Here is a 19,317-nt window from a genome sequence, read left to right as displayed (position 1 = left end):
GGAACCCCGGAACCGGGTTCAGGGGAGGCCCGTCGTCACGAGCACCACCGCGATGAGGACGGCGGTCGCGGTGATCGCGAGGGCGGTGAGGACGATGAGGAACACCGTCAGACGGTCCATGCGTCGGCGTCCGGCTATTCGACCGTCACCGACTTCGCGAGGTTGCGTGGTTTGTCCACGTCGCACCCGAGCTGCAGGGCGAGTTCGCGGGCGAGCATCTGCAGCGGCACGACGGCCTCGAGCGGACCCCACGGTGCGGTCATCGCGCCCCAGGCCAGGTCGCCGGTGCCGCGGCGGCCGAGGGCGGGGATGTCGGACGCCTCACCGCCGATCGTGATCACGAACCCGCCGCGCGCACGGACCTCGGCGATGGCCGACTGGATCTTCGGTTCGCCGTGGTCGATCACGACGACCGGGGTCCCGTCGTCGACCAGCGCGAGCGGGCCGTGCTTGAGCTCACCGGCCGGGTACGCCTCGGCCCAGCGGTAGCTGAGCTCCTTGAGCTTCAGGGCACCCTCGGCGGCGTACGGCAGGCCTGCGCCCCGCCCGAGGAACAGGAACCCGGTGGCCCCCTTGACGCTCGACACCAGCAGCGGCATCCGGTCGGCGGCCACCCGTGCGGCGTGCTCGATGCGTGCGGGCAGGTCGAGCAGTTCGTCGACGAGCACCCGCGCACGTGACGGCTCGATGCGCCCCGATGCCACCATCGCCGAGATCATCGCGGCGACACCGACGACGACCTGCGCGGTGAACGTCTTCGTGGCCGCGACACCGATCTCCGGGCCGGCGTGGCAGTCGAGCACGGCGTCGGCGCGACGAGCGAGCGAGGAGTGCATGTTGTTCGTGAGCGCGAGCACCGGGTGCCGGTCCTCGAACCGGTCGAGGGCGCGCAGCACGTCGGCGGTCTCGCCGGACTGGCTGATCGCGACGACGAGGGTGCCCGGGCCGAGGACGGCCTGGTCGGCCTCGCTCGCGACGACGATGTCCGTCGGGACGCCGCCGATGCCGCGCACCGCGGTGGCGATCACCTGCCCGGCGTTCAGGGACGTGCCGCACGCGACGACTGCGAGCCGGTGGAACCCCGGCAGGCCGAGGCCCACCCACGTGCTGCCGTCGGCGGTCCGACGGACGACACGGTCGAGGATCCCGGCGACGACGTCGGCCTGCTCGGAGATCTCCTTCGCCATGTGGTCGGGGTGGTCGCCGAGGTCGAGCGCGGCGGCCGCGAACGGCGACGGCGTCGGGAACGGCACCGGCACCGTGATGCCGTCGGACGACCAGGTCCACGCCTCGCCGAGCTCGACGACGTCCCCGTCGCGGAGCGCCACGAAGGTCTCGCACCACTCGGCGATGGCGCCGATGTCGCTCGCCACGAAGTCGCCGCGGCCCGACCGGGCGACGACGAGCGGGGAGCGGTCGGCCGCCACGACCATGCGGCCGTCACGGGCGTCGAGGACGACGATCGCCCACGACCCCTCGAGCTGCGCCGTCGCGATCTGCACCGCGAGCATGAGGTCGGGGTCGACCGCCAGCGCACGCTCGACGAGGTGCGCGATGACCTCGGAGTCGACCTCGGAGCGGAACCGGTGCCCCTGCGCCGCGAGGGTCTCACGCAGCTGGTCGGCATTCTCGATGATCCCGTTGTGCACGATCGCGATCCGGCCTGAGCAGTCGGCGTGCGGGTGGGCGTTCGCCTCGCGGACGGCGCCGTGCGTGGCCCAGCGGGTGTGGCCGATGCCGACGCCGGTCAGGGCGTCGCCGGAGCGTGCCGCGACGAGCGTGCGCAGGTCGCCGACGCGGGAGACCGAGCGGATCGTCTCGGTGCGTCCGGTGGCGGTCCGGACGGCGATGCCGGCGGAGTCGTAGCCGCGGTACTCGAGCCGTTCGAGTCCGTCGAGCAGGTAGGGCGTCGCGTCGTCAGACACGCGGGCCGCGATGATGCCGCACATCGGCAGTCCCTTCGGGTGGGAACGAGGGTGGGTGGAACGGGGCGGGTCGAGCGGGTGCGTGGAGCGGGGCTGCGTTGGGCGGGGTGTGTGGAGCGGGGGATGCACCGACCGCCGTCGGGTCTGCCGCGCGTCCGGGTCCTGGCGGCCCACCCAGCGCCCGTCCTCGGATCAGGCGAGGACGGACGTCGGTGTCGGTGGGCCGCGAGGTTCGGGTACCGGACGAGGTACCGCGGACTGTCCCCCGGGGGAGGGGCACGGCGGTCGGTGCAGGAGAACTCTCGCTCGGCGGTGCGGCCACGGCAACAGTCGTCGCCCGCTCTTGCGGTTCCCCGCGTGCGGGGCACCGGTGGGCTGCGGTCGCGTGCGGACTCCCGCAACCGGTCGCGGTGGACCTGCGCAGCACGAACGGGAGGCCCGGTACCAGCTGGTACCGGGCCTCCCGCGCGGTCTTCGCTCTGAGCGACGCGCCAGCGGCGCGCGGACCCAGCGCCGGGCGAGCCTGCGAGCCCGGTTGGATGTGCCGTCTCCTACGTCAGGAGCGCGACCAGGTGGGAGCGCGAGCGCGCTCCGACCTTGCGGTAGATCTGCGTGAGCCGCAGCTCCACCGTGCGCTGCGACATGAACAACGACGACGCGATCTCGCGGTTGCGGTAGCCCTCCGTGACCTTCTGCACCACGGCGCGCTCCTCGGCCGTCAGCGAGGTGAGCACTGCCGACGAGTCCGGGGCGCTGCGCGGCGTCCCGGGGAACGACGGCGAGAGCACCGGGGCGGACCGGAGCGACGACCCCGTACCGAACTGCGGCATGGCCGCTGCCGGTGCCGGCGTGACGAGGGGACGTCGGAGACCGGCCGCCTCGTAGGCAGCTGCTGCGGCGGCACCGAGGCGCGGACGCTCCGCCGGGCTGCCCACGGCCGCGAGGGCCGCGAACGTCCGAGCCCGCTCGAACTGTGAGTCGTGCGGCTGGAACAGTTCCAGCGCGCGGCGACGAGCGGGTTCCCGGGTGGTGTCGTCGGCGACGAGCGCGAGGCTCCGCGCCAGCACCAGGGCGCCCCAGCGCCCCGGGCGGGCGTGGTGGTCCGCCGCGAGCCGGGCCGTGATCGTCCGCGCGTCGTCGATCCGTCCGAGGCGCACGTACGCCTCGACCAGGTCGCCGAGATGGCGGAGCACCGCGGGGTTCCGAAGTGACCGACCGACGGCGTCGGCGGCCTCGAGCGCGGTCGCGGCCTCGTCCAGACGGCCGTCCAGCAGCAGGACCCGACCGCGGAGCGCGTGCAGCTTCGCCGTCGCACCCCACAACCGGTTCGTCGAGCGGTGCTCGAGGCACCGGTCGACCACGTCCAGCGCCTCGGCCGAACGCCCCTCGGCGAAGTGCCGCCAGGCGACGGCGATGGCACGGGACGGCTCACGGAGCCGCTCCACGGCCGACGAACCGGCCTCCCACACGTCGATGGCGCGGAGCGCCTGCCGGAAGTTCCCGGAGCGCACCTCGTTCTCGGCGGTCAGGTAGCGGGCCGCCTCGGTCCACACCGCCGGGGTCTCCTGTCCCCGGGCGAGGACGAGGGCGAACACCCGTCGAGCGCTCCGGTAGCGCTCGCCGATGCTCAGCGCGTGGGCGAGGAGCAGCAGGGCCGGGTCCGACATCGCCACGAGCGCCGACGTCGCGAGCCCGTCGTGCAGCTCGGTGTCCGGCGGCAGGACGCCGTCGACCGCCGCGATGAGCTCACGTGCGGTCGTCGTGATCTCGAGCGTGTGCGCGGACGCCGACGCCTCGAGCGGCTCGACCCGGTGCAGCAGGTCCTTCGCCTGGTCGAGCTCCCACGCCTCGGCGCGGAAGCACGCGACCATGGCCATCAGGCCCGCGATCGCGTCCACCTCGGCGGCGTCGGTTGCGTCGACGGGGACGAGGAGCTCGTCCGCGTGCACGGCGTCACCCCTGAGGTACTCGGACGAGTACTGCAGCCGGAGCCGCCGGACCTCGTGCGCCGTCGTCCGGAACGGACGGAGCGCGGCCAGGTACCGTGCGGCGAACCCGAGCAGTCGGTTGCCGAGCAGGGCCTCCGCGACCCCGAGGAGCGCCAGGTGCTCGTCCTCGGTGCCACTGCCGATGTGCAGCGCACGCTCGGTCAGCGCGATCGCCGCGTGCACGTTGCCGTCCACCACGTACGACCGAGCGGCACGGAGCACGGCGACCACGTCGGGGACGTCGTCGACGAAACTCCGGTGCCACGCGGCTGCCCGCGGGTCGGACTCGGCGCTCGCCGTGGCCAGCGCGGTGTGCGCGGCCCGGCGGTCGCGGGCGGGCATCCGCCAGTAGAGCGCGGACCGGACCAGGGGGTCCCGCACGGTGACGCTCTGCCCCCGCACGGTGGCGAGGCCGGCTCCGACCAGGTCGTCCAGCTCGTCGCGGTCCCAGGCCGTGGTCTTCGCGACCGGCACCAGGGCGAGCTTCGCGAGGACGTCCAGATCGCGTCCCGCGGCGGACCCGAGTGCGAGCGCCGCGATGGCCTCGGTCGTCGGGGTGGGTCGGAGCGGGAGCACGATCGGCTCCGCGCCGGTGAGCTGCTCACGGCTGAGCACCGCGAGCTGTTCGCGGAGGGCGCCGGGGTTGCCGCCGGTCTCCTCCGCGAGGACGGCGAGCACGCCGTCGTTGGCCTCGTCCGGTGCCATTGCACGGGCGAGGAGCAGGGCCTCGTTCGACGGCAGCGGTTCGATGCGCAGGGTCGGCAGGGCCGCGAGCGGACCGTCCGACGGGACGGAACGGACCGTCGCCACGACGCGCAGGGCGGTGCCTGCGAGTCGACCGGCGAGGAACGCGATGAGCTCCTGGCTCTCCGCGTCCATCCGGTCGAGGTCGTCGATGAGGACGAGCGTCGGCGGCAGGGTGAGGGCATGCACGGCATCGAGGAAGTCGTGCGCCGCCGCCAGACCGGCCGTCACGGCGGCCGCGGTCCCGCCGACCTGCAGGAGGTGGGCGATGTGTGCGGTCGCTCGGGGGTCGTCGAGCGCGGTGAACAGTGCGGTCACCCCGGCCAGCGGCCAGCGGGATTCACTCCCGTTGACACCGACCCGGACGACGGGGAGGGAAACGCGGTTCGAGACCGCGTCGAGGACGCTGCTGCGTCCGGAACCAGGGTCGCCGACCACGACCATCGCGGACTCCCGGGGGAGTACTGCGAGGGTCGCGATCCGGTCGACCTCGAGACGTCGACCGGTGAGTGCCATGACTCACCGGCCTCCGGGTCCGGACGCGGATGCTGCGAAGAAGTCGTCGGCGAACGTCGTGTTCGCGCGGACGGGGCGCGGTGAAGCGGGCCGGACTGCTGCACGGCGGGTGACCGTGACGGAGTGCGGACGAGTGGCGGCGACTGAGCGCGCGCCGGAGCTGTCGTGGACGGAATGCGGTCGACGAGTGAGGGTGCACTCGGTTCCGCTCGGGAACGATGATGTCATCGTCTGTATCACCCCTCGGGTTAGGGTCTTCGGACGAACACGACGGGTCCGGCTCCGCATCGGATCTAGGGAATCCGAGGGCATCGCCTGACCTGCCGTCTGGAGCACGATAACTCAGGGAACGGCCGGCCGGTCGGACCGCCGGGGACGGATGTCCGGAACCGTGCCCCCAGTACGGGGGGGGCACGAGGGGCGCCTCGACCCGGCCGCGAGCGGTGCACCGGTCCCCGGATCGGGACCGCGGTGCAGAACCGGGGTACAGGCTCGTCCGGATCTCGTTCGCCGCCACAGGTGTACCACGGACGGGATGTCCAACGCTGAACCGACCGATGCCCGCCCCGACGACCGCACGCGATGGCGAGCCTTCGCCGTCTGCGTGGCGGTCGCCGCCCTGACGATCCTCGACCTGTCCAAGGTGAACGTGGGGTTGCCGTCGATCGAGCGCTCCCTCGACGCCACCAGTTCGTCGCTGCAGCTCATCGTGGCGGGGTACGCGCTGGCCTTCGGTCTCGCCCTCGTGCCGGCCGGGCGGCTCGGTGACCTGAAGAGCCGCCGTGCCATGTTCATCATCGGGCTCACCGCGTTCACCGGATCGAGCCTGCTGTGCGCCGTCGCCCCGAACATCGAGGTGCTCATGGTCACGCGCATCCTGCAGGGCTTCGCCGCCGGGATCCAGATGCCGCAGGTGATCGGGCTCGTCCAGCAGCTGTTCCGGGGGCCGGAGCGCGGTCGGGCGTTCGGCCTGTTCGGCGCGATGATCGGCATCTCCACCGCGCTCGGCCCGACCATCGGCGGTGGGCTCATCGCCATCGGCGGCGAGGAGTCCGGATGGCGGCTGCTGTTCTGGATGAACGTGCCGCTCGGCATCGCCGCCCTGCTGTTCGCGATCCGGCTCCTGCCCAAGGGTGCGCAGGGGAAGCCGCAGGACCGGGAACTCGACGTCGTCGGCATCCTGCTGCTCGGCGCCGCGATCATCACCCTGATGCTGCCGTTCGTGCTCACCAGCGGCGCGGGCGGCTCCGGGGCGCGCTGGTTCTGGCTGGTCGGGTTCGCCGTCTTCCTGACGCTGTTCGTCCTGTGGGAGATGCGCTTCAAGCGGCAGGGCAAGTCCCCAGTGGTGCACTTCGAGCTGTTCCGGTTGTCGTCCTACCGCAACGGGCTGTCGATCGTCGCGGTGTACTTCGCTGCGTTGCCGGCGTCGTTCCTCATGGTGACGCTGTACCTGCAGGAGGGTCTGGGGCTGTCGCCGCTGTACGCCGGCATGGTGAGCATCCCCTTCGCCGCGACCAGTGCGGCGGGCTCGTACATCGGCGGGCGGATCGTGGACCGGGTGGGGCGGGCGCTCGTCGTCGCGGGGCTCGGCATGGTCGTCGTCGGGTTCCTGCTCCTCATGCTCGCCGCGGTGCTGACCCCGCCGGAGATCACACCGTGGGCGATGGCGGGCGCGTTCCTGGTCGGCGGACTCGGCGGCGGCTTCGTGGTGTCGCCGAACCAGACGCTCACCCTGGCCGAGATCCCCGTCGAGCAATCCGGGGTCGCCGGATCGATGCAGCAGCTCGGGCAGCGTGTCGGCACGGCGATCGGCACCGCGGTGGCGACGAGCATCTTCTACGGCATCGTGCGGAGTGAGTCGGCGGGCTCCGGGGGGCCGGGCCCGGGGAACCGGCTCGACGCCTACCACGACGCGTTCCGGAGCGGGACGACGTTCACCGTGTCGCTGATGGCCCTCGCGCTCCTGCTGGCGGGCGCCGACCTGGTGGCGCGGCGGCGGGCCGCACGGCGATCGGACGCAGAGCCCGCCGCGGCCGCCGACCGTCCCTAGCCGTCGCGGCGGATGACCTCGACGACGGCGTCGTGCACCAGGCCGTTGGTGGCGAGCGCGCTGCCGTGCCAGGGGCCGGGGTCGCCGTCGAGCGAGGTGAAACGGCCGCCGGCTTCCTCGACGATGGGCACGAGGGCCGCGATGTCCCACGGTTTCAGGTCGGGCTCACCGGCGACGTCGAGCACGCCTTCGGCCACCATCATGTACGACCACATGTCGCCGTAGGCCCGAGTGCGCCAGACCCGGCGCGACAGGTCGATGAGCGGTTCGAGGCGGTCGTCGTCGTCCCACTGCTGGATGCTGTTGTAGCTCAGGCTGGCGTCCGCGAGCTCGGACACCGCGGAGACCCGGAGCGGTCCGTCGAGGGAGTGTGCGCCCGCGCCCGCCGCCGCCCACCAGCGCTTGCCGAGCGCGGGGGCGCTCACGACGCCGAGCACCGGTCGGCCGTCGACCGCGAGCGCGATGAGGGTCGCCCACACCGGCACGCCGCGCAGGTAGTTCGCGGTGCCGTCGATGGGGTCCACGACCCACTGGCGGTGTCCCTCGCTGACGACCTCGGCGCCGGTGTCGGCGGTGGTCTCCTCGCCGAGGAACGCGTCGTCGGGCCGCTCGGCTGCCAGTCGCTCGCGCAGCGCCCGTTCGAGGGCCTGGTCGGCATCGGTGACGTGGGTGCTGTCGGCCTTCTTCGTCACGCGCAGATCGGCGGCACGGAAGCGCTCGAGACTGATCGCGTCGGCGGTGTCGGCGAGGGAGCGGGCGAAGTCCAGGTCGGCGCTGAGGTCCACGTCGCCCAACCTACCGGTCGCTACGCGGCGACGACCTCCTCTTCCTCGAGGCGGCCGACCTCGCGCTCGCGGGCGATGCGGGTACGACGGGCGACGAGGCCGTGCACCACGACGCAGAGCAGGACCGCCGCGGCCAGCCAGAGGGCGAGGACGAGCGACGAACGGCCGAGTGAGGCGCCCGGGAAATACTGCAGGTCCTGTGCCGCCTGCAGCCAGGCGGCCCCGCTCCAGAAGGTGTGCAGCGCGGCGAAGAACCCGGCCTGGAACCCCGGCTGGAAGATGCCGCCCGACGACGTGAAGTTCAGCATCACGAACAGCATCGTGAGGATCGGCGTGGTCCAGCGGCCGAGGACGGGGTGCAGGCCGATGCCGAGCGCGATGATGATTGCGTCGTAGAGCCAGGCGAACAGGAACACCTGCCACTGGTGCGTCGTGAGCACGCCGTAGACGGGGCCGGCGACGACCGTGCCGATGCCCGCGACCACGCCGGCGGTGGCCAGTCCGACCACCGCGGTCCACAGCGGGCGGAGCTTGGTCGCGACGGCGGCGACGGCGATGGCTGACGCGTACCCACCGACGCTCAGTGCGACGAGCAGGAAGAACAGCCCCTGGCCGGTGGTGTCCTGGTCGCCCGTGGGCACGACGTCCACCACGCGGAACGGCATGTGCTGGTCGTAGGCGATCGGCAGGAAGACCTTCTGCGCGGCACTGGCGGTGGTCTCCGACGCGGCGGTCGAGACGTAGAGCGTCGCTCCGGTCGAGGTCGGCGCGTAGACGGCGGCGAGGTCGCGGTCACGGACCTGTCGCTCGGCGTCCTTCGCCGAGGAGACGACGTGGGCGACGAGCGCCCCGTCGGACTGGTCCGTCACGGTCTGCGCGAACACCTGCGTGGCGGCACCCTGACCGACGATGCCGACGGGCAGCTCGTGCGGCGCCGGGGCGTGGAAGGCGCCGAGGTAGGCCAACCCCATGCCGGCGGCGAGGAACAGCGGCACGAGGATGTGCGACGCGAAGGTCAGGAGCACTCGGCCGAGGCCGGCGGGACGCAGGACGCTGGCGGTCCGCCGGTGGGTGGGGGAGGAGTGGTGCGCGTGCGACGTCGTCGTCGAGCTCGGGGACGGGGCGTCGACGGCGGAGGTCGGCGCAAAGTTGTACTTTGCAACTTCAGACACGATGGAAACTGTACAGCGCCGTTGCACGCTTGTCGACGGTGGCCGGAGTCGCGGTCTCGTCCGGTGCGAGGTTGTGCACTCCGTGCGAGGCGCGCGAGCTCGCACCGAGTGCACAACCTCGCACCGTTCGCGCGCCCCATCGCACGGTGCGAGGTCCGCACCGTGCGATGAGGCGGGAACCGGAGTGACCCCGACCGACCCCGGCCGGCGACCCCGCCGACGAGGCCGCCCACCGGCCGAGGACCCGCGGCCCACCCCGTGGTGCTACTCGGACCCGGGGTCCGACGCACCCATGCCGGTCAACAGCGCGCGGAACGAGTCGAGCCGCTCGACGCCGGTCGGCCCGAGCTCGCCGTCCTGCACCCGGTCGACGATCTCCCAGTCGTGCGCCTGCGCCAGCGGGATCCCGTCGCGCGCCGGCAGCACCGGGATCGCGTGCGAGGCGAACGCCCGGAACACGTTCGCGGGGTCGACGTGGCCGAGGCCGAACGACCGCACCCCCGGGGTGTCGATGATCCAGCTGCCGTCGCCGACCCGCAGTGCGATCGACGACGACGAGGTGTGCCGACCGCGGCCCGTGACGGCGTTCACGACACCGATCGCCCGCGTCGACCCGGTCAGGGCGTTCACCAGCGTGGACTTCCCCACACCGGAGTGTCCGACGGTCACGGTCACCCTGTCGTCCAGCACCTCGTGCAGGGCCTCGAACGGCACGTCGTCCGAGCGGCTCGTCACGATCCGCAGGTCCAGGCAGGCGAAGTGCGCCAGGAACGGCGCCGGGTCGGCGAGGTCGGTCTTCGTGATGCAGAGGATCGGGTCGAGGCCGGCGTCGAACGCCGCCACCAGGTACCGGTCGATCAGGCGGGTGCGCGGCTCGGGGTCCGCGGCGGCCACCACGATGAGCATCTGGTCGGCGTTCGCCACGATGACGCGCTCGACCTCGTCCGAGTCGTCGGCGCTCCGGCGCAGCAGGGTCGACCGCTCGGCGACCTTCACGATCCGCGCAAGGGTGCCGTCGTCCCCGGAGACGTCCCCGGCGAGGGACACGTGGTCCCCGGTGACGACGGACTTCTTGCCGAGCTCCCGGGCCTTCGTCGCGGTGATGACGTGCTCCTCGGGGGTACCCGAGCCCACGAGCACGCCGAAGCGCCCGCGGTCGACGTTCGTCACCCAGCCGACCGGGGCATCGTCGTACGTCGGACGGACCTTGGTGCGGGGCCGGTTGCCCTTCGGGTTCGGTCGCACCCGCACGCTCGACTCGTCGTACTGCCCGTACGGCTCGTCGACGTCCGTGTCGTCACCGTCCGCGTCGTCCCACCAGCTCATGCGCTCACTCCCCGCTCGGCGACGCCGGTCCCCGTCGCCACCAACTGCGCCCACAGCTCCGGGAACTGCGGCAGCGTCTTCGCCGTCGATCCGATGTCGTCAACGGCGACGCCGTCGACGACGAGTCCCACGATCGCGCCCGCCGTCGCCATCCGGTGGTCGTCGTACGCACCCCAGTCACCGCCGTGGAGCGCGGCAGGCGCGATGCGCAGGCCGTCGTCGAGTTCGTGCACCGCGCCTCCAAACCGGTTGAGGTCCGCCGCGAGCGCGGCGAGCCGGTCCGTCTCGTGGCCCCGCAGGTGACCGATCCCGGTGATCTCGCTCGGTCCGTCGGCCAGCGCCGCCAGCGCGACGAGCGCCGGGGCGAGTTCGCCGCCGCGGCTCAGGTCGAGTTCGAGACCCGGAAGGGAGGCCCCGCCCAGGATCCCCACGCCGCCGTCGAACACCAGGTCGTCACCGTCGCGGGCCACGCTCGCGCCCCACAGGGGCAGGAGCGTCTCGAGGTCGGCCCCGACCTGCGTGGTCCCGGTGGGCCAGGTGCGGATGCGGACCGTGCCGCCCGCGACGAGCGCGGCGACCGCGAACGGTGCGGCGTTCGACAGGTCCGGCTCGATCGTGACGTCGCGCGCGGCGATCGGCCCCGGGTGCACGACCCACTCGCCCACGGACGGTTCGTCGACGCGCACGCCGCGGGCGCGGAGCACGGCGACGGTCATCTCGATGTGCGGCATGCTCGGAAGGCGCTCGCCGACGTGGGTGAGGTGCAGGCCCTCGTCGAAGCGGGGTGCGGAGAGCAGCAGGCCGGAGACGAACTGCGAGGACGCCGAGGCGTCGATGGTCAACGCGCCGCCGCGGACCGACCCGGTGCCGGTGAACGTGAAGGGCATCGAACCGCCGCCGTCGTCCGTGACGTCGACGCCGAGGTCGACGAGCGCCTGGACGACCGCGTGCATCGGCCGCTTGCGGGCGTAGGGGTCCCCGTCGACGGTGACGGAGCCGACCGCCAGCGCGGCGAGCGGCGGCAGGAACCGCATCACGGTGCCGGCGAGCCCGCAGTCCAGCCGGACGTCGCCGTGCACCGGGGCGGGGGTGATGCGCAGGTCGGGGCCGTAGGGGTTCGGGGCGGTGCCGGCTGCCGGCTCGAGCTCCTCGATGCCGACGCCGAGCGCGCGGAGCCCCGCGATCATGAGCGCGGAGTCACGGGAGTGCAGCGGCAGCCGGACGACGGACGGGCCGTCGGCGAGGGCGGCGAGCACGAGCTCCCGGTTGGTGAGCGACTTCGACCCGGGCAGCGCGACGTCACCGCGCAGCGGACCGCGTGCCAGCGGGGCGATCCAGGGGGCGGCGGGCTGTGTCCCGCTTCGGGAATGCGTCGTGTCTGCCATCGGTTCACCAGGGTACTGAACGCACCGGGAGGATCAGTGGCGACAGCAACACTCGCACGAGAGCGGACCGGCACGGCCCCCGTGCTGACCGCGGTGCCGACGACGCTCGGCACGCTCGGCCTAGACTTGGCGGCGATGACGACCGACGAACCGCAGGCAGCTCCGCACGACCTGGTCGAGGAGACCGAGGTGCAGCTCGACGCCGTGGAAGAGGAGCAGACCGCCCTCGACGACGCAGCCGACGGGCCCGACGCCGACGCCGCTGGGCCGGTCGACGACGACGCCGCCGAGCCGGTCGACGCGAAGACCGTGTCCGAGGGGGAGCTGCGGTCCCTGTTCGAGGACCAGGCCCTGCCCTTCATGGACCAGTTGTACGGCGCGGCCATGCGGATGACCCGCAACCCGGCCGACGCCTCGGACCTGGTGCAGGAGACCTTCGTCAAGGCCTTCGCGGCGTTCCGCCAGTTCAAGCAGGGCACGAACCTGAAGGCCTGGCTGTACCGGATCCTCACGAACACGTTCATCAACACGTACCGCAAGAACCAGCGGAACCCGTACCAGGGAACCATCGACGAGCTCGAGGACTGGCAGCTCGGCGGCGCGGAGAGCGTCACCCAGTCGATCTCCGCACGGTCAGCGGAGGCAGACGCGATCGACCACCTGCCGTCGTCCGCCGTGAAGGACGCCCTGCAGGCGATCCCCGAGGACTTCCGGATGGCTGTCTACTTCGCCGATGTCGAAGGGTTCTCGTACCAGGAGATCGCCGACATCATGAAGACCCCCGTGGGGACGGTCATGAGCCGCCTCCACCGTGGACGCCGGCTCCTCCGCGGGCTCCTGGCCGACCACGCCCGTGAGACCGGCATCGTCCCGGACGCAGCGTCGACGGCGACGATGCGCGGCCGGGGACGGGGCGCCGCTCCGACAACGAAGGCAACCGCGGCCACGGGCCGCACCGGACGGAAGGACGCACGATGAGCGGCTGCGACTGCTCGAAGGCGAAGGCCGAGCTCGAGGAGTTCCTGCACGACGAGCTCCGCCACGAGGACGCCGCGGACATCCGCGAGCACATGGAGGGGTGCGAGGACTGCACCACCGAGCACCGCGTCGGCGTCGTGCTCATGGAGACCGTGCGCCGCGCGTGCAGGGAGACCGCTCCCGACCAGCTGCGGAGTGAGATCCTCGCGCGCATCCGGGTGGAGCAGGCGACGCACTGACGGGTCGTGCCGCTGGGTCGAGGGTGTCCGCTGGCTGCCGGTGATCTGCCAGCGTCCTGCGGCTGCGTGCTCCGCGATGGTCGCCGCGTCGAGGACGGCCCGGGTACTGGCGGAGCGTGACGGCGTCCGAGCGGGTTGCCTGTTGGACGCCGTCGAGCCAGAGGGTCATCGACCGCGATCGAAACGAGCGGAACCCCGTCGCAACACGACACACGGCCCGGGTAGGTTGGCCGACATGACCCTCTCCGTCGAGTCGATCGCCTCCTGGTCCGACACGGACGTCGCCGACGTCGCCACCCTCGTCCGCCTGCTCGGTCACGACGTGGACGACGCGTCCATGCGAGCCCGCCTCGAACGGCTCGTACCCGAAGCCGGGCACCGCACCTGGGTGGTCCGCGGCGATGACGGCGGGGTCGTCGCCGTCGCGGGGGCGCAGGTCACGTGGGCCTACGCCAGTGACGAGCCGACCGCGCAGCTCCTGCTGCTGGTGGTCGACGACACGGCCAGGAGGCTCGGCACCGGTTCGGCGCTCATCGGCACCTTCGAAGCGTGGGCCGTGGACCAGGGCGCGCGTCGCCTCAGCGCCGTCAGTGCGGCCGCGACGGACAGCGCGCACCGGTTCTACCAGAAGCGCGGGTACCACGACGCCGGGGTGCGCTACACGAAGATCGCGTAGGGGCGTCACATTCCTCGCGAACGTCGAAGCGCCCCGTGCAGGAGTCCCTCGGACTCCCGGACGGGGCGCTTCCTCGTGGCTAGGCCGACGCGCTCAATGCGGTGTTGATGACCTCGGTGGACTCCTGGGAGGAGCGCTTCGAGGAACCCGTGGCCGGCGCGGCACTCGCCGGCCGGGCAGCGACCGACAGCGGCCGGCCGCCGAGGTGCGGCGACAGGTTCATGCACACGAACGGCCACGCACCCTGGTTCTCGGGCTCCTCCTGAGCCCAGACCACGTCGGCTTCCGGGTAGCCCGCCAGCACCTCGAGGATGCGCTCGAGGGGGAGCGGGGCGAGCTGCTCGAGGCGGACGAGGGCGACGTCGGTGACGCCCCGCTTGTCGACCTCGGCGCGCAGGTCGTGGTGGACCTTGCCGGAGTGCAGCACGACACGGCGCACGGCACGCTTGTCGGCGATCTTCCTGTCGTCGAGGACCGATTCGAAAGTGCCGTTCGTGAAGTCCGCCACCGCGCTCGTCGCCTGACGCAGCCGGAGCATCGCCTTCGGTGAGAACACGACGAGCGGCTTCTGCGGTCTGGCCCAGGCCTGGCGGCGCAGCAGGTGGAAGTACGACGCCGGGGTGGACGGCCGCGCGACGATCATGTTGTCCTCGGCGCACAGCTGCAGGTAGCGCTCGATGCGTGCCGACGAGTGGTCCGGGCCCTGGCCCTCGTAGCCGTGGGGCAGCAGGAGCACGAGGCCGGAGCGCTGACCCCACTTCTGCTCGGCGGAGGAGATGAACTCGTCGATGACGATCTGGGCACCGTTCGCGAAGTCGCCGAACTGTGCCTCCCAGAGCACGAGGGCCTCTGGCCGCTCCACCGAGTAGCCGTACTCGAACGCCATCGCCGCGTACTCGCTGAGCAGCGAGTCGTACACGTAGAACCGGGCTTGGTCCTCGGTGAGGTTCGACAGCGGCAGCCACTCCTGACCGTTCACCCGGTCGTGGAACACCGACTGGCGCTGCACGAAGGTGCCGCGTCGGGCGTCCTGGCCGGCGAGGCGGACGGGCTTGCCCTCGACCAGGATCGACCCGATCGCCATCAGCTCCGCCATCGCCCAGTCGATGCCGCCGTTGCGCGTCATCTCGGTGCGCTTGGTCAGCAGCTGCTGGAGCTTCGGGTGGATCGAGAAGCCGGCCGGCGGGTTGCTGTGTGCGTCGCCGATGGCCCGGACGAGTGCCTCCGACACCGCGGTCTCGTGCACCTCGTTCTCGGAGTCGTCGCGCTGCGCGGCCGGGCGCTCGAGTCCCTGCACGGCGCCGTCGTCGTCGACCTCGATCACCGGGATGGTGCCGGTCTGTGCCTCGTGCGTCTCGGCGAAGGCACGCTCCAGGCGGTCCTGGAAGTCGCGGTGCGCTTCGTCGTACTCCTCTTGCGTGATGTCACCGCGGCCGACGAGGGCCTCGGTGTACAGCGTGCGGACGGAACGCTTCGCCTCGATGAGGTTGTACATGAGCGGCTGCGTCATCGAGGGGTCATCACCCTCGTTGTGGCCGCGGCGGCGGTAGCAGATCAGGTCGATCACGACGTCGCGGTGGAACTCCTCGCGGTACGCGAAGGCGAGTTCTGCGACACGTGCCACGGCCTCGGGGTCATCACCGTTGACGTGGAAGATCGGCGCCTGGATGGTCTTCGCGACGTCGGTGGAGTACACCGAGCTGCGCGCCGACTCGGGCAGCGTGGTGAAGCCGACCTGGTTGTTGATGACCAGGTGCACCGTGCCGCCGGTGCGGTAGCCGCGCAGCTGCGACATCTGCAGGGTCTCGACGACCACGCCCTGGCCGGCCATGGCTGCGTCGCCGTGCACGAGCACGGGGAGCACGCCGAAGCTGCCGGGCGCCTCGCGGTCCTGCTTGGCGCGGACGATGCCCTCGAGCACCCCGTCGACGGCTTCGAGGTGGGACGGGTTGGCGGCGATCGTCACGGGGATGCTCGTGCCGTCGGACGTGCGGAACACGCCCTCGGTCCCGACGTGGTACTTCACGTCGCCGGACCCCTGACCGGACACCGTGCCCGGCAGCGACGAGCCCTCGAACTCGCGGAAGATCTGGCCGTAGGTCTTGCCGGCGATGTTCGTCAGCACGTTGAGACGACCGCGGTGGGCCATGCCGATCGCGACCTCGGCGAGCCCGGCCCCGGCGGCGTGCTGGATGAGCGTGTCGAGGAACGCGATCGTCGACTCCCCGCCCTCGAGCGAGAAGCGCTTCTGGCCGACGTACTTGGTCTGCAGGAAGGTCTCGAACGCCTCGGCCTCGTTGAGCTTGCCGAGGACGCGGAGCTGCTCCTCCTTGGACGGCTTCGAGTAGGGGACCTCGATGCGCTCCTGCACCCAGCGGCGCTGCTCCGGGTCCTGGATGTGCATGTACTCGATGCCCACCGTGCGGCAGTACGCGTCCCGCAGGATCCCGAGCACGTCGCGCAGCGGCGCCGACGTCGTGCCGGCCAGCCCCCCTGTGACGAACTCTCGGTCGAGGTCCCAGAAGGTGAGCCCGTGGCTCTCGATCTCGAGGTCGGGGTGGGTGCGCTGGCGGTACTCGAGCGGGTCGATGTCCGCCATCAGGTGTCCGCGCACGCGGAAGCTGTTGATGAGCTCCTGCACACGGGCGGTCTTGTTGACGCGGTGCGCGAGGTCGACGTTGATGTCGTTGGCCCACTGGATCGGCTTGTACGGGATCCGGAGCGCGGCGAAGATGCCGTCGTAGAAGCCGTGCTCGCCGATGAGCCGCTCGTGCACGTGCTTGAGGTACTCGCCCGAGCCCGCCCCCTGGATGACGCGGTGGTCGTAGGTGCTCGTCAGCGTGATGGTCTTCCCGATGCCGAGCTCGACCAGGGTCTTCGACGCCGACCCCTGGAACTGCGCCGGGTACTCCAGGGCACCGGCGCCGATGATCGAGCCCTGCCCCTTCGTCAGGCGGGGGACCGAGTGCACGGTGCCGATGCCGCCCGGGTTGGTGAGCGAGATCGTCGTGCCCTGGAAGTCGGCCGGCGTGAGCTTGTTGTCACGGGCCCGCTTCACCAGGTCCTCGTAGGCGGTGAGGAACTGGCCGAAGGTCAGGGTCTCCGCCCGCTTGATGCTCGGGACCAGGAGCGAGCGGGTGCCGTCCTTCTTCGGGACGTCGATCGCGATGCCGAGGTTCACGTGCGCGGGGGCGACGACGAACGGCTTGCCGTCGCGCTCGTCGTAGAAGACGTTCTGGCTCGGGAAGTCCTTGACCGCCTGGACCATCGCCCACCCGATCAGGTGGGTGAAGGAGATCTTGCCGCCACGGGCGCGGCGGAGGTGGTTGTTGATGACGATCCGGTTGTCGATCATCAGCTTCGCCGGGATCGTCCGGACGCTCGTCGCGGTGGGGACGGTCAGCGAGGCGTCCATGTTCGATGCGAGGGTCTTCGCCATGCCGCGGAGCGGGGTCGCCACGTCCTCGTGGGTCTCCTCGTGGTCGTCCGCCGCGTCGTTCGCCTCGGCCGGGATCGGCTGCGGTGTCGGCTGGCGCGAGGTGGTCTTCGCCTGGATCGGGCCGGCCTTCGCCTCGCCGGGGACGTCACCGGTGGCGGGCTGTTGCGTCGAGGACTGCTGCTGCGCGGGTGCCTCGGACGCCGCAGCGGGAGCCGGAGCGTCAGTCACCTGCGTGCGGTGGTAGCTCTCGAGGACCGGCCACCAGGACTTGTCGACCGACTCCTTGTCGGCGACGAACTGCTCGTACAGCTCGTCGACGAGCCACTCGTTCGCCCCGAATTCCCCCGCGGTCTCGTCCGTTCCGGTCAGATGGCTCGACACAGCCGATCGCCCACTCTCCGTCGATAGATGCTCGTGTGTGTCGTGCGGAGCAACCCTGCGCCGCACAGGTGTCCAGCCTAGCCGCTCCGACATGTCCGTTCCGTGTCAGCCCCGGCGCGGGTCGGACCCCCCGGAGGCACCCGGCCGAGGCCCTGACGGGAGCCGTACAGTGGAGCGCATGAGGTTCTACGAGACGCGGCCCACGCACGACCTGACCTACTCCGACGTCTTCCTCGTCCCGAGCCGTTCCGGCGTGACGAGCCGTTTCGACGTGGACCTCGCCGCGAACGACGGCAGCGGTGCCACGATCCCGATCGTCAGCGCCAACATGAACTCGGTCACCGGCCCCCGGCTCGCGGCCACCCTCGCCCGACGCGGTGGTCTCGGCGTCCTGCCGCAGGACATGCACCTGCAGGACCTCGATGCCGCGATCCGCTGGGTGAAGGACCAGCCGGTCGACTTCGACACCGCCTACGACATGGGCTCGGCCACGACCGTCGCCGAGGCCCTCGAGCAGCTCCTGCCGGTCGCCGGTCGTGGAGTCGTCGTACGGGACGCCGACGGCGAGTACCTCGGCTGCGTCCCCGCCACCCGCCTCGGCAACGCCGGCCCCGACGCGACCCTCGGCGACCTGCTGCACGGCGCCTCCACCGCGATCGACGCCGAGGACGCCGGCACACCCCGGCACGTGTACGACGTGCTCACCGCCGCCGAGGTCGACTTCGCGCCCGTCATGCGGCACGGCAAGGTCGTCGGCACGACCAGCCAGACGAGCGCCATCCGGTCCGACATCTACACGCCCGCCGTCGATGCCTCCGGGCGGCTGCGGGTCGCCGCCGCGCTCGGCATCAACGGCGACGTCGCTGCGAAGGCCAGGGCCCTCGCGGCCGCCGGGGTCGACGTCCTCGTCCTCGACACCGCGCACGGCCACCAGGAGGGCATGCTCCGCGCGCTGCGCACCGTCGCGGCGCTCGACCTGGGCATCCCGCTCGTCGCCGGCAACGTCGTCACCGCCGATGCCGTGGCGCACCTCGTCGCAGCCGGGGCGGACATCATCAAGGTCGGTGTCGGCCCCGGCGCCATGTGCACCACCCGGATGATGACCGCCGTCGGACGCCCGCAGTTCTCCGCCGTGCTCGAGACGGCCGCCGCGGCACGTTCGCTCGGCGCACACGTCTGGGCCGACGGCGGGGTGCGGTACCCGCGCGACGTCGCGCTCGCGCTGGCCGCAGGTGCGTCGGCCGTGATGATCGGCTCGTGGTTCGCCGGGACGCTCGAGGCACCGGGGGTCCTCCGCCGCGACGCCGCGGGCAAGGCGTACAAGGAGAGCTGGGGCATGGCCTCGGCCAAGGCCGTCCGCGAGCGCTTCGAGCGGCTCGACCCGTACGAGCGTGCGCGCAAGGCACTCTTCGCCGAGGGCATCTCGTCGTCGACGATCTACCTCGACCCGGAGCGTCCGAGCGTCGAGGACCTGCTCGACATGATCACCACCGGCGTCCGCAGCTCGGCCACCTACGCCGGCGCGTCGTCCCTCGCGGAGTTCTCCGAGCGTGCGCTCGTCGGCATCCAGTCCGCCGCCGGGTACGAGGAGGGCAAGCCGCTGCCCGTCAGCTGGTAGGCACGTCGCGTTCGCGGGGGTGGACGCGACCGCACGACGGACGGGAGGCACAGTGCCAGCTGGCACTGTGCCTCCCGTCCGCTTTCCGGGTGCGT

General features: G+C 71.8%; 12 protein-coding genes. 5 read left to right on the top strand and 7 right to left on the bottom strand.

All coding sequences use genetic code 11. From position 1 onward, the window contains the following. Positions 1-134 precede the first annotated feature (134 nt). On the bottom strand, positions 135-1,949 hold the full coding sequence (gene glmS / locus ITJ56_RS03295) for a glutamine--fructose-6-phosphate transaminase (isomerizing) (RefSeq protein ID WP_194627647.1): 1,815 nt from the start codon (positions 1,947-1,949) through the stop codon (positions 135-137). A gap of 527 nt (positions 1,950-2,476) precedes the next feature. Then, on the bottom strand, positions 2,477-5,173 hold the full coding sequence (locus tag ITJ56_RS03290; RefSeq protein WP_194627645.1) for a helix-turn-helix transcriptional regulator: 2,697 nt from the start codon (positions 5,171-5,173) through the stop codon (positions 2,477-2,479). Positions 5,174-5,708: 535 nt separating this feature from the next. On the opposite strand from ITJ56_RS03290, the gene ITJ56_RS03285 reads away from it, so the two are divergent. Continuing rightward, a complete protein-coding gene (locus ITJ56_RS03285) occupies positions 5,709-7,223 on the top strand; it encodes an MFS transporter (protein WP_194627643.1) in 1,515 nt (504 codons plus the stop codon). On the opposite strand, the gene ITJ56_RS03280 is transcribed toward ITJ56_RS03285, so the two are convergent. The 4 genes from ITJ56_RS03280 to aroA form a co-directional block, all read right to left on the bottom strand. After that, entirely contained in the window at positions 7,220-8,008 is a 789-nt protein-coding gene (locus tag ITJ56_RS03280) for an inositol monophosphatase family protein (RefSeq protein ID WP_194627640.1), read from the bottom strand. The two genes, ITJ56_RS03285 and ITJ56_RS03280, sit on opposite strands and share 4 nt — an antisense overlap. A 20-nt stretch (positions 8,009-8,028) precedes the next feature. Next, a complete protein-coding gene (locus tag ITJ56_RS03275; protein WP_194627638.1) occupies positions 8,029-9,180 on the bottom strand; it encodes a hypothetical protein in 1,152 nt (383 codons plus the stop codon). A gap of 264 nt (positions 9,181-9,444) precedes the next feature. Then, the gene (rsgA, locus tag ITJ56_RS03270; RefSeq protein WP_194627636.1) at positions 9,445-10,506 is read right to left on the bottom strand and encodes a ribosome small subunit-dependent GTPase A; all 1,062 of its coding nucleotides are present in this window, start codon (positions 10,504-10,506) and stop codon (positions 9,445-9,447) included. Then, entirely contained in the window at positions 10,503-11,891 is a 1,389-nt protein-coding gene (gene aroA / locus ITJ56_RS03265; RefSeq protein ID WP_194627634.1) for a 3-phosphoshikimate 1-carboxyvinyltransferase, read from the bottom strand. Before aroA ends, rsgA begins: the two co-directional genes overlap by 4 nt. A gap of 81 nt (positions 11,892-11,972) precedes the next feature. Between aroA and ITJ56_RS03260 the strand changes: the two genes are divergently transcribed. The 3 genes from ITJ56_RS03260 (at position 11,973) to ITJ56_RS03250 (ending at position 13,784) form a co-directional block, all read left to right on the top strand. Next, positions 11,973-12,869, top strand: a complete 897-nt coding sequence (locus ITJ56_RS03260) for a sigma-70 family RNA polymerase sigma factor (protein ID WP_194628174.1) — start codon at positions 11,973-11,975, stop codon at positions 12,867-12,869. Next, positions 12,866-13,108 (top strand): zf-HC2 domain-containing protein, encoded by a 243-nt coding sequence (locus ITJ56_RS03255; protein ID WP_194627632.1) that lies wholly within the window; start codon positions 12,866-12,868, stop codon positions 13,106-13,108. Before ITJ56_RS03260 ends, ITJ56_RS03255 begins: the two co-directional genes overlap by 4 nt. Positions 13,109-13,343: 235 nt before the next feature. Next, on the top strand, positions 13,344-13,784 hold the full coding sequence (locus ITJ56_RS03250; RefSeq protein ID WP_194627630.1) for a GNAT family N-acetyltransferase: 441 nt from the start codon (positions 13,344-13,346) through the stop codon (positions 13,782-13,784). Positions 13,785-13,863: 79 nt separating this feature from the next. Here the strand turns inward: ITJ56_RS03250 and ITJ56_RS03245 are convergent, their stop codons facing one another. Continuing rightward, the gene (locus ITJ56_RS03245) at positions 13,864-17,604 is read right to left on the bottom strand and encodes a multifunctional oxoglutarate decarboxylase/oxoglutarate dehydrogenase thiamine pyrophosphate-binding subunit/dihydrolipoyllysine-residue succinyltransferase subunit (protein ID WP_194627628.1); all 3,741 of its coding nucleotides are present in this window, start codon (positions 17,602-17,604) and stop codon (positions 13,864-13,866) included. Between the two features lie 178 nt (positions 17,605-17,782). On the opposite strand from ITJ56_RS03245, the gene ITJ56_RS03240 reads away from it, so the two are divergent. Next, complete coding sequence (locus ITJ56_RS03240; protein WP_194627625.1) at positions 17,783-19,222, top strand: GuaB1 family IMP dehydrogenase-related protein; 1,440 nt, start codon at positions 17,783-17,785, stop codon at positions 19,220-19,222. Positions 19,223-19,317 lie beyond the last annotated feature (95 nt).

This window comes from Curtobacterium sp. VKM Ac-1376, from assembly GCF_015351025.1.
Classification (GTDB): domain Bacteria; phylum Actinomycetota; class Actinomycetes; order Actinomycetales; family Microbacteriaceae; genus Curtobacterium.
The sequence above is the reverse complement of the archived record's forward strand: the minus strand, read 5'-3'. Positions and strand labels throughout refer to the sequence as shown.

Excerpts from the sequence above, each read along its gene's own strand:
- glmS (WP_194627647.1), bottom strand. The coding sequence starts at position 1,949 with ATGTGCGGCATCATCGCGGCCCGCGTGTCTGACGACGCGACGCCCTAC.
- ITJ56_RS03290 (WP_194627645.1), bottom strand. The coding sequence starts at position 5,173 with ATGGCACTCACCGGTCGACGTCTCGAGGTCGACCGGATCGCGACCCTC.
- ITJ56_RS03285 (WP_194627643.1), top strand. The coding sequence starts at position 5,709 with ATGTCCAACGCTGAACCGACCGATGCCCGCCCCGACGACCGCACGCGA.
- rsgA (WP_194627636.1), bottom strand. The coding sequence starts at position 10,506 with ATGAGCTGGTGGGACGACGCGGACGGTGACGACACGGACGTCGACGAG.
- aroA (WP_194627634.1), bottom strand. The coding sequence starts at position 11,891 with ATGGCAGACACGACGCATTCCCGAAGCGGGACACAGCCCGCCGCCCCC.
- ITJ56_RS03255 (WP_194627632.1), top strand. The coding sequence starts at position 12,866 with ATGAGCGGCTGCGACTGCTCGAAGGCGAAGGCCGAGCTCGAGGAGTTC.
- ITJ56_RS03250 (WP_194627630.1), top strand. The coding sequence starts at position 13,344 with ATGACCCTCTCCGTCGAGTCGATCGCCTCCTGGTCCGACACGGACGTC.
- ITJ56_RS03240 (WP_194627625.1), top strand. The coding sequence starts at position 17,783 with ATGAGGTTCTACGAGACGCGGCCCACGCACGACCTGACCTACTCCGAC.